Source organism: Termitidicoccus mucosus (assembly GCF_038725785.1).
Taxonomy (GTDB): domain Bacteria; phylum Verrucomicrobiota; class Verrucomicrobiia; order Opitutales; family Opitutaceae; genus Termitidicoccus; species Termitidicoccus mucosus.
In genome coordinates this window covers 6606906-6628153 of sequence record NZ_CP109796.1, presented here as the reverse complement: position 1 = coordinate 6628153, position 21248 = coordinate 6606906, and the positions used below count along the sequence as shown (strand labels likewise).

The 21248-nt window shown below is 62.2% G+C and carries 21 protein-coding genes and 1 pseudogene; 14 read left to right on the top strand and 8 right to left on the bottom strand.

Annotation, left to right across the window (positions count from 1 at the left end):
* Nucleotides 1-10: 10 nt before the first annotated feature.
* Both OH491_RS28275 and OH491_RS23535 read right to left on the bottom strand, forming a co-directional pair.
* A pseudogene (locus tag OH491_RS28275) lies at nucleotides 11-88 on the bottom strand (hypothetical protein); the annotation flags it as partial.
* A gap of 53 nt (nucleotides 89-141) precedes the next feature.
* Nucleotides 142-636 (bottom strand): hypothetical protein, encoded by a 495-nt coding sequence (locus OH491_RS23535; protein ID WP_145928561.1) that lies wholly within the window; start codon nucleotides 634-636, stop codon nucleotides 142-144.
* Between the two features lie 282 nt (nucleotides 637-918).
* Between OH491_RS23535 and OH491_RS23530 the strand changes: the two genes are divergently transcribed.
* The 4 genes from OH491_RS23530 to OH491_RS23515 all read left to right on the top strand — a co-directional run bounded on the left by OH491_RS23530 (nucleotide 919) and on the right by OH491_RS23515 (nucleotide 6030).
* Nucleotides 919-2607, top strand: a complete 1689-nt coding sequence (locus tag OH491_RS23530; RefSeq protein WP_068768778.1) for a hypothetical protein — start codon at nucleotides 919-921, stop codon at nucleotides 2605-2607.
* A gap of 165 nt (nucleotides 2608-2772) precedes the next feature.
* Nucleotides 2773-3243 (top strand): hypothetical protein, encoded by a 471-nt coding sequence (locus tag OH491_RS23525; RefSeq protein WP_068768779.1) that lies wholly within the window; start codon nucleotides 2773-2775, stop codon nucleotides 3241-3243.
* Between the two features lie 4 nt (nucleotides 3244-3247).
* Nucleotides 3248-5287, top strand: coding sequence for an ATP-dependent helicase (locus tag OH491_RS23520; RefSeq protein WP_068768780.1), 2040 nt, complete (start codon nucleotides 3248-3250; stop codon nucleotides 5285-5287).
* A 101-nt stretch (nucleotides 5288-5388) separates the two neighbouring features.
* A complete protein-coding gene (locus OH491_RS23515; RefSeq protein ID WP_068768781.1) occupies nucleotides 5389-6030 on the top strand; it encodes a hypothetical protein in 642 nt (213 codons plus the stop codon).
* Between the two features lie 229 nt (nucleotides 6031-6259).
* Here OH491_RS23515 and OH491_RS23510 read toward each other — a convergent pair whose 3' ends face one another.
* Complete coding sequence (locus tag OH491_RS23510; RefSeq protein ID WP_068768782.1) at nucleotides 6260-6469, bottom strand: hypothetical protein; 210 nt, start codon at nucleotides 6467-6469, stop codon at nucleotides 6260-6262.
* Here OH491_RS23510 and OH491_RS23505 point away from each other — a divergent pair, their 5' ends adjacent.
* Both OH491_RS23505 and OH491_RS23500 read left to right on the top strand, forming a co-directional pair.
* Nucleotides 6470-7174: a hypothetical protein gene (locus OH491_RS23505; RefSeq protein ID WP_068768783.1), complete on the top strand. Its 705-nt coding sequence runs from the start codon at nucleotides 6470-6472 to the stop codon at nucleotides 7172-7174.
* A gap of 288 nt (nucleotides 7175-7462) precedes the next feature.
* Nucleotides 7463-7951, top strand: a complete 489-nt coding sequence (locus OH491_RS23500) for a hypothetical protein (protein WP_068768784.1) — start codon at nucleotides 7463-7465, stop codon at nucleotides 7949-7951.
* 174 nt (nucleotides 7952-8125) lie between these two features.
* Here the strand turns inward: OH491_RS23500 and OH491_RS23495 are convergent, their stop codons facing one another.
* Nucleotides 8126-8371 (bottom strand): transposase, encoded by a 246-nt coding sequence (locus OH491_RS23495; protein WP_068768785.1) that lies wholly within the window; start codon nucleotides 8369-8371, stop codon nucleotides 8126-8128.
* A 185-nt stretch (nucleotides 8372-8556) separates the two neighbouring features.
* On the opposite strand from OH491_RS23495, the gene OH491_RS23490 reads away from it, so the two are divergent.
* The 6 genes from OH491_RS23490 to OH491_RS23465 all read left to right on the top strand — a co-directional run bounded on the left by OH491_RS23490 (nucleotide 8557) and on the right by OH491_RS23465 (nucleotide 13862).
* On the top strand, nucleotides 8557-8691 hold the full coding sequence (locus OH491_RS23490; RefSeq protein ID WP_334319026.1) for a hypothetical protein: 135 nt from the start codon (nucleotides 8557-8559) through the stop codon (nucleotides 8689-8691).
* Between the two features lie 29 nt (nucleotides 8692-8720).
* Nucleotides 8721-8915, top strand: coding sequence for a hypothetical protein (locus OH491_RS23485; RefSeq protein WP_068768786.1), 195 nt, complete (start codon nucleotides 8721-8723; stop codon nucleotides 8913-8915).
* Between the two features lie 93 nt (nucleotides 8916-9008).
* A complete protein-coding gene (locus OH491_RS23480) occupies nucleotides 9009-9608 on the top strand; it encodes a crossover junction endodeoxyribonuclease RuvC (protein WP_068768787.1) in 600 nt (199 codons plus the stop codon).
* 225 nt (nucleotides 9609-9833) lie between these two features.
* Entirely contained in the window at nucleotides 9834-11606 is a 1773-nt protein-coding gene (locus OH491_RS23475; RefSeq protein ID WP_068768788.1) for a SulP family inorganic anion transporter, read from the top strand.
* 81 nt (nucleotides 11607-11687) lie between these two features.
* Complete coding sequence (locus OH491_RS23470) at nucleotides 11688-12689, top strand: NAD(P)H-dependent glycerol-3-phosphate dehydrogenase (RefSeq protein WP_342750729.1); 1002 nt, start codon at nucleotides 11688-11690, stop codon at nucleotides 12687-12689.
* Between the two features lie 171 nt (nucleotides 12690-12860).
* Complete coding sequence (locus OH491_RS23465; RefSeq protein ID WP_068768790.1) at nucleotides 12861-13862, top strand: inositol monophosphatase; 1002 nt, start codon at nucleotides 12861-12863, stop codon at nucleotides 13860-13862.
* A 54-nt stretch (nucleotides 13863-13916) separates the two neighbouring features.
* Here the strand turns inward: OH491_RS23465 and OH491_RS23460 are convergent, their stop codons facing one another.
* From OH491_RS23460 to OH491_RS23450, 3 genes are all read right to left on the bottom strand, one after another.
* Nucleotides 13917-14453 carry an FKBP-type peptidyl-prolyl cis-trans isomerase gene (locus tag OH491_RS23460; RefSeq protein WP_068768791.1) on the bottom strand — a complete coding sequence of 179 codons (537 nt, stop codon included), beginning with the start codon at nucleotides 14451-14453 and terminating at the stop codon, nucleotides 13917-13919.
* Nucleotides 14454-14604: 151 nt separating this feature from the next.
* On the bottom strand, nucleotides 14605-16224 hold the full coding sequence (locus OH491_RS23455; RefSeq protein ID WP_145928562.1) for an ABC transporter substrate-binding protein: 1620 nt from the start codon (nucleotides 16222-16224) through the stop codon (nucleotides 14605-14607).
* Between the two features lie 264 nt (nucleotides 16225-16488).
* Nucleotides 16489-17592, bottom strand: coding sequence for an ABC transporter ATP-binding protein (locus tag OH491_RS23450; protein ID WP_068769750.1), 1104 nt, complete (start codon nucleotides 17590-17592; stop codon nucleotides 16489-16491).
* Nucleotides 17593-17721: 129 nt separating this feature from the next.
* Here OH491_RS23450 and hpt point away from each other — a divergent pair, with 129 nt between their 5' ends.
* On the top strand, nucleotides 17722-18312 hold the full coding sequence (hpt, locus tag OH491_RS23445) for a hypoxanthine phosphoribosyltransferase (RefSeq protein ID WP_342750728.1): 591 nt from the start codon (nucleotides 17722-17724) through the stop codon (nucleotides 18310-18312).
* Here the strand turns inward: hpt and OH491_RS23440 are convergent.
* Nucleotides 18246-19286, bottom strand: coding sequence for an IS110 family transposase (locus tag OH491_RS23440; protein ID WP_145928563.1), 1041 nt, complete (start codon nucleotides 19284-19286; stop codon nucleotides 18246-18248). The genes hpt and OH491_RS23440 overlap by 67 nt on opposite strands.
* A gap of 463 nt (nucleotides 19287-19749) precedes the next feature.
* Between OH491_RS23440 and rseP the strand changes: the two genes are divergently transcribed.
* The gene (rseP, locus tag OH491_RS23435; RefSeq protein WP_068768796.1) at nucleotides 19750-21189 is read left to right on the top strand and encodes an RIP metalloprotease RseP; all 1440 of its coding nucleotides are present in this window, start codon (nucleotides 19750-19752) and stop codon (nucleotides 21187-21189) included.
* Nucleotides 21190-21248: the final 59 nt, after the last annotated feature.

Below are 21248 nucleotides of genomic sequence, written 5' to 3'. Positions count from 1 at the left end.
CATCCTGCTCGATGGAGTCGGATTCACAGAGGTCGGAGCGCTTCGGGGGGCGATTTTCCTTCTCGGCAGCACGGTTGAGTTGGCTCAAAACTTAAAAAATCTTCGCCGCGAGCCGGGCATCCACGAGAAAATTCCATGCCCTCACCGGCCCGAAAACTCCGACCCTGCGGTCCGGTCATCATCCGGCGTTTGCACGCGCGGCGGCGCCCAGCCCGGCACCCGCACGGCAAAATCATCCAGCCGGCCTCGCTGGATAAACCCGCTCACCCAATGCCGCGCCCGCACCTTCGCCTCCACCCAATGCCGGAAATACCCCGGCCTGCGACCCACCCGGAATTTTAGAAAAAAAGCCGCCACCGGCGCCATGCCCGACAAAATCGCCAGCCACAGCGGAAAATCCGCCAGGCCATAGGCCAGCACCGAGACAATCAACCCAAACAGTCCGGACACCACATCCACAATCTCGAATATTCCCAAAAACTTGACCGGCTTCCGCATCAATAAATTCAGTTCCAATCTCATAGACCCCTCCCCTATGCCAAATCCCGCCTTCCGGGAAAATCCGGCATCACCAAGCCAGCCATAGTGAACAGCTAGGCGGGGACCCGCACCGGCACAAAATTTAATCTTTTCCATGCATCAGCCATGTCGATCCCAATGCGCCCGCCCCGATTTCTTGAAACCGGGGCGGGCGCAAAAATCAAAAGACACTCATCCATAAAACAAAAATGGAAATCGGATTTTTTCCAAAAAAATTTCCGGGGATTGTCCAATGTTCCATAGGACGCACGTGCAGGAATCACTAAATGTCCTCCTCTGTCTGGAAAGGCGTCCTGTGCCGGAGCATGTCATGCCAGCCTTCTGGCTCCACGTGTTCCGAAGTCCTCCCACCCGGGGGGCGACACTAGAAAGATCAACATGGCAACTGCAACCGCCAACACCACCAAATGGCTTCCCCGCGAAACCATCGCCGGCCTGTCCAAGGCCATCCACGGATATAATTCCGCCATCCACGGCAACAAACCCGTCCCCGCGGAGATCGCGTCCCTCGTCGCGCAACTCACGAAGGACGGGCATCTGGTCGCAACCCCGAAAGGCAACCTCAACCTGACCCCGGAAACCTACGCCCTCGCGCGCATGACCAGAGGACAGGATGCGCGCAGCCTGCTCGCGTATACCAGGCGGGGCAACGAACTCTTCGGGCATACGCCCGAAAGCAAAACGCCGAAGTTCGACACCCCGGACTACCTGGCCGCCATGGAGTCCCTCGCCAAGGCCCGGGCCGGGGGCTTCGACGCCCTCTCCGAGGAACAAAAACAACACGTGCGCATCTCCCCGGAGGAAGTGTTTGTTTATACAAACATATACAACAGGGAAGGCCGGCGGATCAACACGGTTGAATATTCCGCGGACATCGATCCCGAAACCCAAAAACCGGTCAACGCGAAGCCCAGGACGGAAAAAAATCCCAACGCGGGCATCGTGGAACTCAATCCGTCCATCGGCAAGTCCATCCAGACCGTCCTGCAAAACTACGCCGACTACGGCGTCAACGCGGACAAAATCGAAGTGCAATTCCAGCAACAGCTGAAAAAAATCGAAACGGCCCAAAAACTCTTCGATCTCAACAACGAGGCGCTCGTGGACAAACATGCCAGGCCCGCGGCCAAAGAAAAACCGCAGCCGAAACCCCAGGAGCAGGCCCGGGAGCGGCGCCTCCCCCTGAACAACACCATCATCCAAAACCTGACCGCGGCCATCCTCGACTGGAACTACAGCGTTCACCCGAACGTCGCCAACCAGAAGAAACTGACGGAGGAACGGGAAAACAAAATCCTCGCCATGAAGGACGACGGCTACCTGGCCGACGGGCAATTCGGAAACATGGTGCTCGCCGAAGGCATCCGCCAGGCGGTCCTCCTGTTCAGCAGGACTAATTTCGACGCGCAGAAACTGCGTGACGCGGAGTTCCAAGGCAACCAGATCTTCGCCAGGGCCCGGGGCCTCACCTACGAGCCGCCCAAATACAAACCGGAGTTCTCCATCGACGACTACAAGGCGGCCATCCCCGCCCTCAAACAAGCCCGGGAACTCGGCTTCGATACCCTCTCCGATGCGCAAAAACGATACGTGCATCTGGCCGAGGAAACCCGCGCCAAGCAGGTCGTCGTCAAAACCGACGATGACACCTTCGTGCGCACGCCCGCCTATGCCGCAGACGGAGAGGGGATTCGCGAACCCAATCCCAACGCGGGGCTGCCGGAACTTCACCCGAGCCTGCTCGCCTCTTTGAACGCCAAGTTCCGAAGAGAACAAATCCACCTGCAACCCGGCGCCGAACTCAAGTCCACCCATGCCAAGATCGAAGAGGCCGAAAAAGTGGTCGCATTGATCCAGGAGGTGAGACAAGTCAACAGTGAGGGACTGCCCTCCTACCAGGAACCCGCGCAATCCGAAATCGGCGCCGATCCCGAACAACCCGCCACCGCACCGGAACAAGCTCCCGACACCGGGGAACCGGAACTCAACGCGGACACGGAATACGACCGCCACGAGGACGGTTACGCGGGCAGCCCCGCGGATGAGCACGACCTCGCAAGCGTCTGATCCGGCGAATAAATCCGGCATCGTCGCGGCACCTTCCGCGACACTCCCAAGATCCCGGCCCTTTCACAGGGGCCGGGATTTCTTTTAATATAAATCTCCGGCGGAACACCATGGGGATTTTTTCATTTCTCAAAAGCCATAATTCCACCCCCGACCCGAATCCGCATGAAACTCTCCGACCGCATGAAAAAGTTCGAAGGCGAAATCCGCGCACTGGCGGACAAACTCAAGGACGACACCGCACACGAAAAAACCTTCCTGCGAAAATTGATAAAAGACATGCGCCAGACCGGGTTCATCGCGCTGCCCGACTGGCGGCAAAACGGATATGCGACCGACATTCTGGCCTGGAAATACGGCGTGGCCGTCGCCATCCGGCTGAGAGGCGCGGGCATGGACTACATCATGCCGCAGCTCGACGACCTCATGGCCGTCCGCCATGAAAACGAACCGGAGCGCCCGGTGCTGCGAATCCTGATTGGTGACCTGCCCCCCGATGAAACGGAAACCGCACTGCTGGCCGCCCGCCAGGTCATCAATCTCCTGCCCGGCGACCTGAACCTCGCGCTCCCTGCCCCACCCTCCCGGCAAAACCGGACCACCCCGGACTTGGGCGACAATGAAACCCCGTTCTGACACCATGGCCACACTCATTCCCACCCAAGGCTTGGCGGAATTCACCAGCCATCGCGGCTCGCCCATCCGCGCCAACGCCGGCGCCGGCAGCGGCAAAACCACCGCCATCGTGGAACGCGTCGCCGCCCTGCTCGAAAGCGCCGTGCCTCCCCACTGCCTGCTCATCATGACATTTTCCCGCAAAGCCTCGGAAAACCTCCGGCAGCGCATCCGCCTGAAAGTCGGCAAAGCCGGCGAGGATATCACCATCGGCACCTTCCACGCCGTCGCGGTGCGGGAAATAAGAAATCTGCGCGAAACCAGTGGAGAAAAACCGCATATTCTCGACACGAACGACTCGGTGGATTTGTGGGAACAGGCCTTCGATGAAATCCCCTCCCTGCCTCCGGAATCCTTTGCGGACAACCTGGAGCAAATGCTGCAAAGTATAAAACCGCCCCAAACCCCGCCCGATCCGAAAAAATATTGGAAAAGCACCCTGAAAAAACTCGGCGGGTTTCTGCACGATCTCCGCTCCGAACAAATCAATCAAAATCTGGGAGGGGAAAATTTCGGCGACTTCGCCGTGCCCCGGCTGCTGGAAAAATCCGAACTGGCCGGCTTCATGGCCTTCTGGCTGGATCTCAACGCCTGGGCCGACGAGGGACTGACCAACTACGAGCGGCTCAAAACCGAACAAAACTGCCTCGACTACGACGACACCCTGGCACGCTGGGCCCACGCGCTGCACCATGACGCCAGCTACCGGAACGCCATCCATCTGCGCTACCAGCATGTCTTGATCGACGAGTATCAGGACACGAATTATCTGCAGGAACACATCATCCAGGGGCTCAACTGTGCAAACCTGACCGTGGTCGGCGACCCCTCGCAATGCATCTACGCATTCCGCAAATCCGTCCCGCGCCCCATGGTGGAATTCCACCGGCGCTATGATAACGTCAAGGAAATCGCCCTCGAAACCAACTTCCGCTCCAAGGACGAAATCCTCGATGTATGCAACCATGTCCTGAAAACCCACGACGATCTCATCCGGCAGGATGCCCGCAGTCCCATGGCCCGGCTGGTGCTCAAGGGCGTCCATGGCAAAGGCGGCGCGGTCCAGCGTCTGCAATTCGCGGGATCACAGGACGAAAACCTCGCCCTGCTCAACTGGGTCAAACACCGTCTCCGGCAAGGCGCCGCCCCGTCCGACCTCATCATCCTGGCCCGGACCAGTTATTATTTGTCCCCGCTGGAAATATTATTACGCTCCGAAAACATCCCCGTCCAGATATGGGGTGGCAACAGCCTCATGGAGAGCAAAACCATGAAGGATGTCACCGCATTCCTCAAAATCGCGCTGCGCCCGTCCCAGCCATCGAATTTCAAACGCCTCGCCAGACTCATCATCGGCGGCGAACGCAAGCACGACGAAATGTTCCTGCGCTGGAAAATGGGGGTGGCCGCCCTGGAGGGAACGGAAGGGTTTATGGGAACCGTGAAACGACTCGCCGCTTGGGCCGCCGAGGAAAAACACACACCGGAGGCATCCCGCGCGGCGACGATCGTCACCACCGCCATCGACAATCTCAAAAAATATATATCCCCGGATTTGGAAAAACTCCCGTTCAAGGAAAAAAAAGAATTCGAGGCCATCGAGATGGCCCTCCGAGAGGTCATGCAAAAAATCCGCGACGAAAATCCCGGCGCTCCCCTCAAACTGGCGGAGGTCATCACCCGCCTCAGCCTCGACCCGGCCACCCTCCAGTCCTCCGGGAAAAAAGTCACCCTGTCCACCATCCACCAAGCCAAGGGGCTGGAATGGGAACATGTCCTGGTCGCCGGCTGCCACGAGGGAAAACTCACGTTCTTCAAAAACGGCGGCCGCACCTCCCGGGAGGAAACAGAGGAGGAATGCCGGTTGCTCTACGTGGCCTGCACCCGCGCCCGCCAATCCCTCACCCTCACCCATGTCAACGAACCGGTAAGGTTCCTGCGCGCCTGCCCCCTCAAGGTCTCCTTGCCGGAGAAAAATCAAAACATCCAAAACCCGCGGCCATGACCATCACCCATCTCCGGAAAAATTCCTGCCCCGCATGATTTTCTCCTCCCGGCAAAAAATCCATAGGACATCAGCCCAAACCATCAACCTTGCCAACCGCCATGAGAAAAACCGCCAACGCTCCCGTGCTCACCAGCCCCGGCCCGCAGGACGCGACCGCCACATCCGACCCCAACCCGGGCTTCCGTATGAGCCTGGACCTCGCGCTCGCCCGCATCGAATTCCACCACAAGGTGCCCATTCCATCACACGTGGTCGCCGTACTCCACCAAAAGGGACTGGTCATCATCACCGCCACCGGGACCCTCGAAAGAACCGAGGACGGCAACCACAGGTTCTACTGGGGGAATTCCCAAAACTTCAAAAAAGGCAGGGAATCCCCCGCCAAAACATTCCGGCGCCTTTGCGACAACCTGCACAAAAAAATCCAGGAAATGTGCGAAAAAGACCCCCAGTCACTTATCGACCAATACAATTATCACAAATCCCTTGGTCTCACCGGCGAACAGGCCCTCCAGTCCACCACCATCGCCACCCTCCACCAATTCTACAACACCATCGGCTTCCATCCCCACGCTCAAAATATCCAGCGCATGCGCCAATACCTGAAACCCGCCGCCCCCGGCACCGAAAAAGACACCGATATCACCCAAAATATCATCAGGGAATTCAACGCCGCCGAACCGCAAAAAGAAACCGGCGAACCTCTCGAAACCCGGGAGGAATTTCCCATCGATGAGTAATTCGCCCGAAGGCCGAACCCGCCCACTGTCTTGGACGAACTTGGCTACATCGCCCGCGGTGCCAGCTATCCGCAACGCGCCAAACTCGCGCGCACGGTGCTCGCGTAAACCTCATCCTCGGAAAACATTCGCGGCGGCAGGGCTTCGCTCCGCCGCCGCTCTCCGATTTTTCAGGAATGTGAAACCCGCAATCCTATGACGACCAGCAACGCCGCCATCGACCTGTGCATCACGGCGCGCTGAGATCCATTTCCTCGATCGAGATCGCGACACGGTGCTCCGGCAAAACCGGGAGCGTAAAACGACGATCCCGGAAACCGCAATCGAGCGAATGGCCGGAAACTTTGGGAAACTCGACCTCACGGAATGCCATGCGCTCCGGTTGCATTGACCGGCCCCAGCCCGCAGCCCGGAACCCGCAAGGTTCCGGGTTTTTCATTTGAACCTCGCAACTCGTTACCAAAAATCCCTCGCCCAAGCGAATGATCCTATTACACGCGCGCTGCTCGAATTCCTCCTGACCCGCGACGACGCCGATCCGGTCGCATTTGGCGAAATCAAAGCAACGCTCTTCCACGGCACACCCGCCGACATGATCGACACCATGCTCAAAGGCATCATCCCGCAGGAACACGGGATCCTTGGGGGAGACTGGCTCTGCGTCTCTCCAAACGACAACATGCTGAGCCATTTCGGCGAAAACGGCGTCAACGGCCTGGTCGCCGACAACGTTGTCCTAAACAACTGCCTCCTCCTCGGAACCCGGCACCTTGCCTTTATGCTCGATCTCGCCACTGGCGACAACAACGACAAAAATCACCAGCTCGAAAAATGGTTTGAAACCCGCGGCATCGAATCCTGGAAACTCCAAACCGAGGATCTTGCCCGCGCCTGGCATTACCTGCCACCGGAACTCGAAGCCTTCGTCTGGCCCGACTGCCACCGGCGCCTCATTCCCGGTTACGGCTGGAACGGCGCCTGCAATCATGAGGCCGAAATCTCCCTCACCGAGGCGGGCTGCCGCGTCTTCGCGCAAGCCATCAGCCAAATCGTCCGCCACGGCAAATGGCAGGACCACCCGAAAATGTCCAATGCCACGGAGCCAACGGGTTTTCTTCGCGAACAGCTCAAAATCAACATATAGGCAAGAGCGTGACCCGCGACAACTGGACGGACAAGTCAGGCAAAACCTTCGCCGGCACCCTCGCTTGGGATTTCGCAGCAGGGCGGATCAACCAAATCTCCTGCCCACCGCCTCGGGCACCGGGATTCCCGCAGGCCAGGAAGAACCCAGGGAACAGGAATCCGGCCTTTATTAGAAAACAAAAAAACGACTTTTCAAAACCGCCGCGCCCGGCGGTTTTTTCGTGCCCTCATGGATTTTTTTAATCCCTCAAAAAGTCATATCACTCCGTCCTCACTTCCTCCAGTCATGACCTCAATACTCAATCCTTTCGACCAAATCCTCACGGAATTCATGACCACCCGCCAGGCTCTGGCCAAACCCGCTGTCTTCGACTCATTTCGAGAAAAACCGGAATTTCTCACCCGCCTGCAAGAAACAAAACTCATTCCCGAAAAAGGAAAAATCCTCCGCACGAATATTCGCGGCACCACATTCTGCGATCCCGAAAATCTCCGAGCCTGCCACAACCTGTTCAAAACCCGCGGGCATCTCAATGTATCCGTCGTGCTCGAACCCGAAAACCCGCAGCCGCCGGCATTCATGGTGTCCAGCCATGCCATGAAGCTCGGTTACCTGCCAAAGGAACTCGCCCAGACTTTGCTCCACCGGCGGCTCTCCGTCCATATGCTGGACTTCGAGCCGATGGAAAACATCCGCGGAAAAACCACCAACGCCAAAAACGCCTTCGGCATCGCCCTGTTCCTGGGTTACGGTCCGCGCTATTCCGCGCCCTAAATGCTCAGCCCCGCCATGCCCGACTCCGCCTCCTTGGAGGAAACCGCCGCTACTGCCACCCGAATCATCGCAGAAATTCCCGACAAGTTTGCTGACCTCCGCTGCCGCCAAACAAGACACCGGGATGCCGGTGTCTTGTTGTTTTAACCAGCAGGCGGCCCACGCGCTGCGCGGTCATGGCCGTGGCGGCAAAATACACCCGCTGCGCCCGAACACCACGAAGCGCTCGCGGCCCCGCCTGCTCAGCCAGTCGGCCCTGTGCGGCCCGATCCAGTGGTTCGACTTGACCCGCACCACGTAGCCGAGGCCGCGCCGCTCCAGCCAGGAAAGCCATTGTTTGCCGCCAAATTCGCGGTCCATCAGCAGCACGCGCACCGGCGCACCATCGAGCACCTGCAGGGCTTTGTTCAGCAGGCGCATCCTCCGAGCAGGGAACCCCGAGCACCCCGTCCTGACGTACCTAGGCAGCGCGCTCCACGCTATCGGCACGCACCCGGCCGACGCGGGTGCCTGTGAAGGAACGCTCCCCTACCCCGGCAATCCCAAAAATACGAAGGGCAAAAGGACACATGCATCGAATTCGTTTGTAATTGAATTTTGAATACATGCTACGCCATCCGCAAGCTGCCACCGAAAGCGTTGCATCAGAAAAGGATGCCACGCATGAAAAAACGGAGGTTAAAAAGCTGGAAGAACAGACAAAACAACACGAGAGTGCCGATACGCTGAAACTCAAGTAAAAGAGTGCCTGTCACAAATAGTAAATGACATGAAGGTCCCCTTCATGACGGGCCTGGGGCTGATCGGCGCGGAGAGCCTCGCGTTCAACGCGATGCTGGCCCCCGCCGTGCTCGCGGGCGCGTTCGCGGGCCGGTGGCTGATCGGGCGCGTGAACCAAAAGGCTTTTGAAATCATCGCGCTCGCCCTCGGCGCTGCGGCGGGGTTGAACCTGATGCTGGGATAAAGGATTCGAGATCGGGCGGCGTCCTTTGGAATTTTTGTCATTCGGGATTTTTTTGGGATTTGGCCTTTTGGGATTTGGGATTTTACTCCCTTCATGGCTCGGATGTCGGTCAGGCAAATGTGGGCGGCGAAACTGTCGGGGAAACTCACCCCGGCGGCGGAGGTGTCGCGCGGGGATTTCGCGCTGACGCGCGCGCCGTTTTCCGGACTCGTGCTCGGCATCGACCCGAGTTTGCGCGGCACCGGTCTGGCACTGGTCGAATTCACGCCCGGTCGCGCGCCGGTGCTGCTGCGTTGCGAAACGGTGAAGGTCCACGCAAAGGTGCCGATGTCGTCGGCGCTGGCGGAAATCCATCGTTCGGTGACGGCGTTTCTGGCCTCGCCCGGCCTGTCGGTGCGCCATGTCGCGCTGGAGCAGACCATCTATGTGCAGAATTTCCAGACGGCGCAGATCCTCGGCGCGGCGCGCGGCGCGGCCATCGCCGCGGCGGCGCTGCGCGAAAAGCCGATCTTCGAGTATCCGCCGCTGCGGGTGAAACAGGCCGTGGTCGGCGCGGGCCGGGCGAGCAAGGAACAAATGGCGCGCACGGTGATGGGGCTGCTCGGCCACGGACGCGCACTCGCCTACGACGAGGCCGATGCCGCGGGAGTGGCGTTGTGCCATGCGTTTACATGGCGCGGCGAAGAGGCGTAAGGGGCGGTCTCGCGGCAGGTCGCGAAAGCAGGACTCCCTCCCGTTGTTTCAAACCATCCGATGTTGGATATGCCGCATTTTTTACATGTGCGGTTTGATACAAACGATTCAGTCGCGCATGGAATAATACACATTATATTTTATTTCATAGTGTTATGAAACACGCCACATGCCTGCGCGTTTGTTTCTTGGTCAAAAAAAATTTTACGCTATGAACATGCGACCATGCTCGCAAATGAGGAAACAGTCCGCTCAAAACTCGCCCGCTTCAGGCCGAAGCTGGTCGATGCCCTCCAAGGCTACTCGAAAGAGAAGTTTTTGAAGGACTTGATGGCGGGACTCACCGTCGGCGTGGTGGCGCTTTCGTTGTGCATCGGCCTGGGCGTGGCATCGGGCGTGCCCCCGGCGGCCGGCCTGTATGCCGGCATCATCGGCGGCTTCCTGGTGTCGGCGCTCGGCGGCTCGCGCGTGCAGGTGGGCGGACCGGCGGGGGCGTTTGTCGGCTTGCTGGCGCTGATGGGCGCGAAATACGGGCTGCCCAACCTGCTCATGTGCACGATGCTCGCGGGTTTGATGCTGTTCGCGATGGGGCTGTTGAAGATGGGCGCGCTCATCAAGTTTGTGCCGCAGCCGGTGACGGCGGGCTTCACGTGCGGCATCGCCATCACGATTTTGCTCACGCAGGTGAAGCCGTTTTTCGGCCTCGAAATCGTCGCTGAGCCCGCGGAGTTCCTTCCGCGCATCGTGGCGCTGGTGCAGGCGGCGGGCACGGTCAATTGGACGACGGTGATCATCTCGGTCCTGTCCCTCGCGGTTCTTGGGAAATGGCCGGTGCGCTACAGCCGTTATGTGCCGGGCTCCATCGTCGTGGTGATCGCCGGCACGTTGCTGGCCGGGCTCTCGCAGCTGTCGTGGGTGGAGGGTTGGTTTCACCTGAACACGGCCACCATCGGGTCGGCCTTCGGCGAAATCCCGCGCGGGCTGCCCTCGTTTTCCTGGCCGCGCTTTGACTGGCAGCAACTGAACAATCTCGTCGGCCCCGCGTTCACCATTGCGGTCCTGTGCGCCATCGAGTCGCTGCTGTCGGCCGTGGTGGCGGACGGGCTCATCGACGACCAGCACGATTCGAACCAGGAGCTCATGGGCCAGGGCGTGGCGAATTTTGTGTCCCCCCTCTTCGGCGGCATCCCGGTGACGGGTGTCATCGCGCGCACGGCCACCAACATCCGCAACGGCGCGCAGACGCCGGTGGCGGGCATCGTGCACTCGCTGTTCCTGCTGGTGGTGCTGCTGGTGGCCGCGCCGCTGGCGAAATACATCCCGCTGGCCTCGCTGGCCGCGGTGTTGATTTCCGTGGGCTGGAAGATGGGCGAATGGGGCGAGTTTCGGCGCCTGAGAAAACGCCCGCAGGGCGACGCCGCGGTGTTCCTGGCGACATTTGTCCTGACCGTGTGCTTCGATCTCACGATCGCGGTCACGGTCGGCATGCTGCTGGCGTGCTTCCTCTTCATCAAGCGCGTGACCGAGACCACGCAGGTGCAGTCGATGAGCGGCGACGGGCGGCAGGACGCGCACCAGCCGGGACACGGCACGCACGAGGAATTGCAGGAAAAGCTGCCCGACGGCGTGGTGATCTACCGCGTGTTCGGCGCGCTGCTCTTCGGCGCGGCCGACAAGCTCGACACCGTGCTGCGCCGCGGCATCACGGACACGCGCGTGGTGATTTTCCACATGATGGCCGTGACCGCGATGGACGTGACGGCGCTCGACCGGCTGGAAAACTTGCAGGCGAAACTGAAGCGCAACGGCCGCCACCTGATTCTCTGCGGGCCGCACACGCAGGCGTATTTCATGATGGCCAAGGCCGGCTTCCTCGACGAGGTCGGCGAGGCGAACGTGATGCCCGACCTGCCCTCGTCGGTGACGCGGGCCAAGGAATTGCTGGCCGCGGGAAACGCGGCCAAGGCCGGTCCGGCGCCGGCCGGGGCGCCCGCGTAATTCCGCGCATCGACGCTCCTCCGGCGGGCGCACGATTCGCGGCTTTTCAAAACGCCCGCCGCCGCGCAAATTCCCCCTGCCATGAATTTCGCCATCATCGGCGCGGGCGCTTGGGGCACCGCGTTTTCCATCCACCTGAGCCGCCTCGGCCATACCGTCACGCTTGTGCCGCGCCGCTTCGAGCAGGCACTCGCCTTGGCTTCGTCGCGGGAAAACGCCGATTACCTGCCCGGCATCCCGCTGCCCCCCAGCCTGCAAATCGGCCACGAACTCGCACCCGTGCTCATGGAGGCCGAGATCATGCTGCTCGCCTGCCCCTCGCAGGCGCTCCGCGCCACCTGCGAGCGGATCGCCGGAAACCTCGCGTCCGCCACCCGGCTCGCGCTTGTCATCAGTCTTTCCAAGGGCCTCGAACTCGGCACGCACCTGCGCCCCGTCGAAATCATCGAGGCCGTGCTCCCGGGCCGCGCCGCCGCCACGCTCACCGGCCCGACCAACGCCGCCGAGGTCGCGCGCGGCCTGCCGTCCGCCATGGTGCTCGCCGCCGCGCGTATCGATGAAACCACTACATCCGTGCAGGCCGCGCTCAGCGGCCCGAGCCTGCGCGTCTACACCAGCACCGACGTGGCGGGGGCGGAGTTCGGCGGCTGCCTGAAAAACATCTACGCCATCACCGCCGGGTGCTGCGACGGCCTGCGCCTCGGCGACAACGCCCGCGCCGCGCTCCTCACGCGCGCGCTCGCCGAGATGCTCCGGGTCGGCCAGGCGCTCGGCGCGCGCCCCGAGACTTTCTACGGACTGAGCGGCTTCGGCGATCTCGTCGCCACCTGCCACGGGAACTGGAGCCGCAACCGCCAGTTCGGCTTCCAAATCGGCGAAGGCCGCGCCGTCGCGAAGTTGCTCGAAGGCCGCAAAACCGTGGTCGAGGGTTACAAGACCACGGCATCCTTCGCCGAACTCTGCGCCGAGCGAAAAATCGACGCCCCCATCCTCCGCGAAACCTACGCGGTCCTCTACGAGGGCAAGTCGCCCGCCAAGACCCTCGCCGACCTCATGGGCCGGGAGTTGAAGCGCGAGTCATAAGCCCCACCGCCTTCTTTCTCTTTATTCTTTATCTTTCCTCTTTCTCTCCTGTCCGCCTCGGGGTGGGCTAAAAAGGAGAGAAAGAGGAAAGATAAAGAATAAAGAGAAAGATAATACATTCCGCTCCACCCACGCCGCCATTTTTCGACCGCCATCATTCAGCCTTTTCCCATGCAACGCGCACGCCGGCTTCTCTGTTCGCTCCAAAACCACATCCGACAGGCGATCCTCGACGCCCGCGCGCGCCACGCCGCGCGGTTCGCCCGCGTCGCCGCCGTCACCAGCGCCGACACCATCTACCACATCGACACGATCAGCGAGGTCGCGATCATCGCATGGTTCGAGCGCCATTGGCCGCGCGCGTGGCCGGTGCAGGTCGTGATGGAGGGCATCGAGGATGACACGCCGCTCACCTTCCCGCGCGGCACCCCGGTGAAAAGGACACGTTACAAATGCATCCTCGACCCCATCGACGGCACGCGCGGCCTCATGTATGACAAGCGCCCCGGCTGGATCCTCGCCGCCCTCGCCCCGCAGCGCGGCCCGCGCACCGGTCTCGCCGACATCACAGTCGCGGCCATGACCGAGCTGCCTGTTTCCAAACAATGGCGCTCCGAGCAATTCAGCGCCATCCGCGGCGCCGGTCCGCGCGGCGTGCGCGGCACGTGGACAAACGTGCTCACCGGCGCCACCGGCCGCGTCCGCCCCGCGCCATCGCAAGCCGCCGGCCTCGAGCACGGCTTTGCCTCCGTCTCGAAATTTTTCCCCGACGGCAAAGTCCTGCTCGCGCAGTTCGAGGAAAAACTCTGGGCCGCGCTCCAGCCGCCCGCGCCCGGCGGCGGCTCGCCGCTCATCTTCGACGACCAATACATCTCGACCGGCGGACAGCTCCACGAACTCCTCTCCGGCCACGACCGCATCACGGTTGACGTGCGTCCCGCCGCCTTTGCGAAACTCGGCCTTCCGTCCTCGCTCACCTGCCATCCCTACGACATTTGCGCCGCGCTGATTCTCACCGAGGCCGGCTGCATCGTCGAAAACCCCGCCGGCGGCGCCCTGCGCGCCCCGCTCGACACGACCACGCCCGTATCATGGATCGGATACGCCAATCCCGCCCTCGCCCGCCGCGCCCGCCCGGTCGTGAGGCGTTTGCTGCGCGAGTTTTTTGGGTAAGGGACATCCTCGTCCCGGATGCAACCGGAGGAGATGCCACCCCGCTTCTTCCGTTCATTTGATATCCAGCACCTCCACCTCAAACACCAGCGTGGCCTTCCCCGGGATATCGCTGCCCGCGCCGCGCTCGCCATAGCCGAGCCAGTAAGGAATGATCAGCACGCGTTTCTCGCCCTTTTTCATGCCAAGAAAAGCCTCGTCCCAGCCCGGAATCACGCGCCCCGCGCCCACGGCGAATTCAAACGGCTGCCCGCCCGCCGACGAGTCGAACACTTTTCCATTGAGCAGCGTCCCCGTGTAGTGCGCCACCACCGTCTGCCCGCGCCGGGGCGCCTCGCCCTGCCCTTCCGCGAGCACGATGTAACGCAGCCCGCTCGGCAGCACCACGATCCCGGCATGGGGAAACCGCTTCGCGATCCCCTCCAAATCCTGCGCGGACAGCTCATGCTTTTCCGCTGTCTGCGTGGCCGCGCGCATGGCGCTGTTGATGGGTTCGCCGGGATTTTTGCGCGCCAGCATGCCGGAGCGCGAGATGAGCGCGACAATCGTCAGCGCCGCGCCGAGGATCAAAATGACATGGATGTTCTTCATAGTGGAAAAATGAGTCCCGTTCATAACCACTCCGCGCCGCCGCTGAAAGACTGAATAACTGATGTTACGCCGCCGGCGGGATTTCCCTTGCGAAGACGCGGCAGCGCCACCGCGCAACATCAGTGAATAAAGTCGACCCGTTTTCCGTTTCTCAATCCGCGTTCCGGGCCAGCCGCTCGGCGGCCAGGTATTGGCGGCGAAACGCATTGGCCAGTTCGTCGGCCAGGCGGATTTCGTCGGCCTTGTTTCTCGACCCGAGCGCCTGCTTGATGCGTGTCTGCGCCGCGTCGTAATCCACCGCCGACAAATCCTGCATCGCCGCCAGCGCGTCCGCCGGCATCCCCGCCTCGATGATCGCCCGCCACGCGCGCGCGAGTTCGGGATGCGTGTCGAGGCACATCACGCGGATCACAAACGCCATCTCGCGAAACAACCCGCCGGTCCACGCCGCGCGATACACGAGCTGCTCTTTTTGCCCGTAGGGCGATTCCTCCGGGTCGCTGCGCCACGCGATAAATTCCGGCTGTTCATAAAAATCCCGCCGCACCGGCAGCCGCCGCAGCGCATACTGGCGCGGGCCGCCCGGCGCGCCCGGTTTGAAATTCCACAATTTCTGCCCGTCCATCGACAGCACGTATTCGATGAACAACACCGCCGTCTCGCGGTGGGGCGCGCCGCGCAGCAGCGCGATCGGGTCCACCGAGCTCACGCTCCCGCCCCGCGGCGGGATGAACGCCACGCGCTCCGACCCCGTGCGACGCGACACCGCCTCCTGCTGCTGCCGTCCGTAGAAATCGATGCACATGCCCGCCGCCGAATTCCCCTGCGCCACGTCGATGGGCGGCTTTTGCGACGAATCCGTGAAATAACGGCTGTTCGCCCCGATCGCCTGCATCAGCCGCATCCCGTCGAGCCAGCCCTCGCGCACCGCGCGAGCCTCCAGCGCCCCGGCCTCCGCGTCCGGCTGCGCGGCGCGCAACGCCACGAGCCGCTTCTGCATCTGCTGCTGGATCACGTTTTCAAACGCCTTCGCAATCGAGCCGCTCTTGGTCGGATCGGCCAGCGCGATCTCGCCCGCGAGACGCGGATTTTTCAAATCCTCCCACTGCCGCGGCTGCGGCACGCCCAGCCGCGCGAGCGCGTCGAGATTGGCCACGATGCCGTAGCTGCTCAACACCGTGCCGATCCAGCGGCCTTCCCCGTCCCAATATTCCTCCCCGGCGAAGGCGCGCGGGATCACGTCCTCGCGAAACCATTCCGGATGCGCCCGCAGCATGCCGGAATCCACGATGCGGCCCGCGCGCGCCTGCCGCTCGAAATCATAGGTGCCGCCGCCGAAGAATACGTCGATGCCGCAACTCACATCCGAGGCCAGAAAGGCCGCCCGGGCCTCGCGCTCGACCGCGGACGCACCGGCCGGGAGGCGCCCGTTGTGAAACGCCGCCTGCACCTCCGTGCCCCACGCGCGTCCGAGCCCGCGCCGCCAGTGCAACTCAAACGCGGCCACATACTCGCCCTCCAGAAAACGGGCGATCTCGCTCGTGCCGCCGATGACGCGCCAGTCGATGACGACGCTTTTCCCGGTGCGGGCCCGATACCATTCCGCAAACCCGCGCCCGAACTCGTGGCGGATGGCCTCGTTGTGCGGAGTGATGATGACCAGCGTGCCGGCATTCGCGTCCGGGCCGCCCGCGCGCTTTTTCGGACGCAACAGGAACGGCAGCGCGATGATGAACGCCAGCGCTGCAATAATGACAAGGCGCTTGGTCATGATTTATTATTGCCCACGGAACACACGGAATACACAGAAGAAATTCTGGTTCGTCGCTATCTTGAATGGCCGGTTTGCTGATTTAACCGCAGAGAACGCAAAGAACGCATGGAAAAACAGGATTATTCCCTGCTGTCTTTGCGTTCCCTGCGGTTAATTTTCTGTTGTTTTCAGATATTGGAAATAACGGGAAACCGAAATTTTTATGTTTTTGTTTCTGTGTGTTCCGTGGGCTATTTTAATGGTTTGGTTTTATTTTTAATCTCACGCCTCCAGCACCACGACATCCCCGGCATCCACCGCGGCGTGCAATTCCGGGCCGTCCGCCGGCTGCGCGGTGAAACGCGGATTCGTCTCGAGGATCTTCAGCGTCCCCGCGCCGTCCTTTTCCGCCTCGCCCCCGCTGCGCGAAGGCACAAAATCATGCTGCGCCACCTCGCCGAGATACACCGAGCCGCCGATGCGTCCCGGCACCGAATTGACCTCGCGCGGGCCGTGTTCCAGCCGCCAGCATTCCGGCCGGATCGAAAGCGTCACGAGCCAGCCCGGGGCGGGCATCTTTTCCGGGTTGCCCGGCACGCCCTCAAACCGGCCGACCGGCGTCGTCACGAACACCCGGCCGTTTTCCACGCCGGCAACCGTGCCCGCGATGAAGTTGGTCTCGCCGATGAAGTTCGCCACCGTTTTCCACGCCGGGCGCTTGTAGATTTCGCGGGGAGTGCCGATTTGCAGAATCTTCCCGGCCTCCAGCACCGCCATGCGGTCGGAAATGGACAGCGCCTCCTTCTGGTCGTGCGTCACGTAAACCGTGGTCAGGTTGAACTCCTTGCAGACGCGCCGGATCTCCGAGCGCATTTCCAGGCGCAGTTTCGCGTCGAGGTTCGACAGCGGCTCGTCGAGCAGCAGGCACCGCGGCCGGATCACCAGGGCGCGCGCCAGCGCCACGCGCTGCTGCTGCCCGCCGGAAAGCTGGTTGGGGCTGCGTCCGGCGTATTCCGCCATGCGCACCGATTCGAGCGCCTCGGCCACGCGCCGCTTGATCTCGGCCTTGGGCACGCGCCGTTCGCCCAGCCCAAACGCGACATTTTCCGCCACGGTCATGTGCGGCCAGAGCGCGTAACTCTGAAACATCATGCCCGTGTTCCGTTTGTGCGGCTCCAGGCGCGTCACGTCATCGTCGCCGAAAAAAATATTTCCCGCATCCGGCATCACGAACCCCGCCAGACTCCGCAGCAGCGTGGTTTTCCCGCAGCCGCTCGGCCCGAGCAGGAAAAAGAGCTCCCCGGGCTTTATCTCCAAATCCAGTTGATACAAAGCCACTACCGTGCCGAAACGCTTTGTCAGGTTTGAGGTGCGGATGGAAACCATGGCGGTTGGGAGACGACGCGGAAGCAAGATCCCGGCCATGGCCATGTCAAAAAAATAAACGGGAGCGCGCCGCAAGGAACCTGTTGCCACGCGCCCCGCGGAGTTGGTATCGAAATGGCTTTTTCAACCGTGTCCACCATCACCATGCCCGCCGCCCGACTTCCCGCCACTCACAGGGACCTTGAAAGCATCCTCGTGTCAGCCGCCGACATAAAACGCCGGCTCAAGAAACTCGGCGCCGCCATCGCCGAAGCCTACGGGGACGAGGAAATCACGGCGGTCGCCATCATCAACGGCTCGATCTTTTTCACGGCGGATTTGCTTCGCCACGTGCCCAATCCCATCCGCCTCGACTGCATTCGCATCTTCAGCTACCGCAACAGCACCAAGTCGCACGGCAAGCCCAAGCTCCTGCACAGCCTCTCGCTCGACATCACCAACCGCCACGTGCTCGTGATCGACGACATCCTCGACACCGGCAAGACGCTTTCCGTGGTGGTCGACCTGCTCAAAAAACAAAATCCCGCCAGCCTGCGCACCTGCGTGCTGCTCGACAAGCGGGGACGCCGCGAGGTGGAGTTCGAGGCGGATTTCGTGGGCTTCCAGATTCCCGACCGCTTCGTGGTCGGCTACGGCCTCGATTTCGCCGAGCGCTACCGCAACCTGCCCTGCATCGGCATCCTCAAGCCCGAACTCCAGAACCCGCCCGAATGGGCGTGAGGAGGCATGGCGGCGCAGGCGGAACCTCGTAGCGCAGCAACGGTGATCAACGCGCAAGGGAAAAGTTGGGATATTTGAGGAGAAGATTGAGCAGTTCGATGAGTTTGCGCATGAGGGCGGAGAGAGCGACTTTGACGGGTTTGCCGCGTGCGCGGAGGCGCTGGTAGAAGGCGCTGAGAACGGGGTTGTGGCGCGCGGCGCTCAGTGCGGCTATGTAGACGGTTTTGCGCAGGCGGTGGCGGCCGCCCTCGATGTGGCGGGATTTGTCGCAAGTGCCGCTTTGGGCGGCGATGGGTGCGACGCCGAGCAGGGCGGCGGCCTGGCCCTTTTCGAGCGAGCTCGGGCATGAGGGCGAGAGCGGCGGCGGTGGTGACCGGGCCGACGCCCTGGACCTGGGCGCAGCGTGCGGCGCGGTCCGCCAGGTCGCGGTCGGCGGCAATCACGCGTTGCATCTCGGCGTCGATCTGCTTGATGTGCCGCTCCAGCAGGGCGCGGCGCGCGGCGGCCAGGCCTTCGAGCAGGGGCAGGCCGGTGGCGTGCTCGGCCTGGTTGGTCTCGTGCTTGAGCGCCTCGACCAGGGCCTCGCGCGCCTGGAGCAGTTCGCGCAGCACCGCCTCGGCTTGGACGGGCGCGCGGCTGGCGCGCAGTTTTTCGGTTTTGCGCGCGAACAGGCTGAGCAGGCCGGTGTCGATGCGGTCGGTCTTGGCCAGGATGCCCTGGGACCTGGCGAACTGGCGCACGCGCCTGGGGTTGACCACGCTCACGCGCACGCCGGCCTGATGGCAGGCGCGCGCGAGGGCTCTTTCGTAGCCGCCGGTGGCCTCGCAGACGACCCACGCGCGGGCGGGCAACTGCGAGAGGAAACGCAGCAGGCCCGCAGGGCTCTGCGCGAAGCTCGTCACGCCCTTGGGCAGGTCCGCGACGAAACTGGACTTGGCGAGATCAACGCCGATGTGTTTATATTGGTTTGGCATGGCAGGACTCCTTCTTATCGAGACGCGCTCAAGGGCGCAGACAACGGTTCGAGTTGCTGCCAGCGGTGCCCGCCGGGTCTGTCGCTGCGCTGCGAGCTCAAGGGCTCATGGCATCCCATCAGACTTTCGGCGGACAGGGGAGGGGCGTCCTGCAGGACGCCCCTCCCCCAACCACTGGCCAAGACCGGCTTCGTTATAGAACTGCGCCGGTCTTGGCCAGTGTCCTATAAGGCATCCCTGCCCGCCATCGAAACAGAAGGCGCGAAGCGCCGTTGACTTTTTTCTAACAAATGCCGCGCTTCGCGCGAAAGCTTTTCGACGGCAGGCAGGATGCCTGCGCTACGCACGCCGGACTTGCGTCGCCGATAAATATCCCCCCACTTTGAACTCTCCGGCCTCGACGCAGTCATAACTTTCCACACGATGGGCGCCGCTTCGGGCGGCCCTGCCCTTCCATTCCGACATGCAATTTATCCAAGCCATCCTCTCCAATATCTGGGCTTTCGGGCTTGCCGTGTTTTTTCTCGGCGCGTCGATTTTTGTCCACGAACTCGGCCATTTTCTCGCCGCCCGCCGCCGGGGGATGAAAGTGGAGCGGTTTTCCATCGGCTTCGGCCCGAAAATCTTCGGCTGGCGCGGACGGGACGGCATCGAATACCGCCTGTCATGGATTCCGCTGGGCGGCTATGTCGCCCTGCCGCAACTCGCAGACATGGCCGCGATCGAAGGCGAGTCCTCGGTCGCGGTGGAAAAGCTTCCGCCCGTCAGCTACACCACGAAGGTCATCGTCGCGGCGGCGGGGGCCTTCTTCAATGTCCTGTTTGCCCTCGTGCTCGCCACCATCGTGTGGGTTGTCGGCCAGCGCATGCTGGTCGAGGAGCAGACCAACCGGGTCGGCTCGGTCCGCCCGATCATCGAGGCCACCGGCGGCAAGACCGAGCCCGGCCCGGCATTTGTCGCGGGCATCAAACCCGGCGACGCCATCCTCGCGGTTGACGGGAAAAAAGTTTCCTCGCTCTCCGACATCAGCTACCTCATCGCCCTCGGCTCCGGGCGCGGCGCCCAAGGCGAGCCGAAAGCGACCCTCTCGGTGCAACGCGACGGCCGCGTCTTCGATGTGGATGTCTATCCCCATTACGTCACCGCGGACGAGATTCGCGACATCGGCATAGAGCCCTCCATGCAAGTCACTGTCGCGCAGGTCTCGCCCGGCAGCGCCGCGGCCGCGGCCGGCCTGCTTGAAGGCGACATCATCACCCATCTCGACGGCGAGCCGGTGCAATACGAAAGCTTCATCCGGGACTATATCGCCCTGCACAAGGGCTCCGCGCTGCGCATCACCTACCTGCGCGACGGCAAGGAAAGCGAGACCACGGCTGAGCCGCGCCGGCTCGTCGAGGCCGCGGGAGGCGAGCCGGTTTACCGGCTCGGCGTGGCGCTGCGCGGCGCCTACTCCACCCACATCGCCCACATCCCGCCGTGGGCGCAATTCAACAACATCGTCACGCTCACCTGGCGCAACCTCTCCAGCCTCGTCAACCCGCGCTCCGACATCGGCCTCGACAAAATGACCGGACCGATCGGCATCGTGAACCAAATCCGCGTCATCGCGAAATACGACTTTGTCTCGGTGCTGTCCTTCATCGTCCTGATCAACATCAGCCTCGCCATTTTCAACCTGCTGCCGATCCCCGTCCTCGATGGCGGACACATCCTCTTCGCGACCATCGCCAAGCTCCGCGGACGCGCCCTGCCCGCCCGCTTCATCGCCGCCACCCAAAGCGTCTTCATGCTGCTGCTGCTGACGATGATCGTTTACGTCAGCATCTCGGACGGGCGCCGGATCGTGCGCGACAATCGCGCCGCCGCCAGGGAAGCGCCCGCCGCGCCGCCGGAAAAGTAAGCCGGTGACGGGCATTCCGCGCCCACCCCGCGCATGCCGCGGTTGCCATGCCCGCGTTT

Coding starts and splice junctions, on each gene's coding strand:
- OH491_RS23440 (WP_145928563.1), bottom strand. CDS start 19,286: ATGCCAAACCAATATAAACACATCGGCGTTGATCTCGCCAAGTCCAGT.
- OH491_RS23470 (WP_342750729.1), top strand. CDS start 11,688: ATGAATTTCGCCATCATCGGCGCGGGCGCTTGGGGCACCGCGTTTTCC.
- OH491_RS23485 (WP_068768786.1), top strand. CDS start 8,721: ATGAAGGTCCCCTTCATGACGGGCCTGGGGCTGATCGGCGCGGAGAGC.
- OH491_RS23515 (WP_068768781.1), top strand. CDS start 5,389: ATGAGAAAAACCGCCAACGCTCCCGTGCTCACCAGCCCCGGCCCGCAG.
- OH491_RS23465 (WP_068768790.1), top strand. CDS start 12,861: ATGCAACGCGCACGCCGGCTTCTCTGTTCGCTCCAAAACCACATCCGA.
- OH491_RS23525 (WP_068768779.1), top strand. CDS start 2,773: ATGAAACTCTCCGACCGCATGAAAAAGTTCGAAGGCGAAATCCGCGCA.
- OH491_RS23510 (WP_068768782.1), bottom strand. CDS start 6,469: ATGAAAAACCCGGAACCTTGCGGGTTCCGGGCTGCGGGCTGGGGCCGG.
- OH491_RS23450 (WP_068769750.1), bottom strand. CDS start 17,592: ATGGTTTCCATCCGCACCTCAAACCTGACAAAGCGTTTCGGCACGGTA.
- OH491_RS23500 (WP_068768784.1), top strand. CDS start 7,463: ATGACCTCAATACTCAATCCTTTCGACCAAATCCTCACGGAATTCATG.
- OH491_RS23475 (WP_068768788.1), top strand. CDS start 9,834: ATGCTCGCAAATGAGGAAACAGTCCGCTCAAAACTCGCCCGCTTCAGG.
- OH491_RS23495 (WP_068768785.1), bottom strand. CDS start 8,371: ATGCGCCTGCTGAACAAAGCCCTGCAGGTGCTCGATGGTGCGCCGGTG.
- OH491_RS23490 (WP_334319026.1), top strand. CDS start 8,557: ATGCTACGCCATCCGCAAGCTGCCACCGAAAGCGTTGCATCAGAAAAG.
- OH491_RS23520 (WP_068768780.1), top strand. CDS start 3,248: ATGGCCACACTCATTCCCACCCAAGGCTTGGCGGAATTCACCAGCCAT.
- OH491_RS23480 (WP_068768787.1), top strand. CDS start 9,009: ATGGCTCGGATGTCGGTCAGGCAAATGTGGGCGGCGAAACTGTCGGGG.
- rseP (WP_068768796.1), top strand. CDS start 19,750: ATGCAATTTATCCAAGCCATCCTCTCCAATATCTGGGCTTTCGGGCTT.
- OH491_RS23530 (WP_068768778.1), top strand. CDS start 919: ATGGCAACTGCAACCGCCAACACCACCAAATGGCTTCCCCGCGAAACC.
- OH491_RS23535 (WP_145928561.1), bottom strand. CDS start 636: ATGGAAAAGATTAAATTTTGTGCCGGTGCGGGTCCCCGCCTAGCTGTT.
- OH491_RS23455 (WP_145928562.1), bottom strand. CDS start 16,224: ATGACCAAGCGCCTTGTCATTATTGCAGCGCTGGCGTTCATCATCGCG.
- OH491_RS23460 (WP_068768791.1), bottom strand. CDS start 14,453: ATGAAGAACATCCATGTCATTTTGATCCTCGGCGCGGCGCTGACGATT.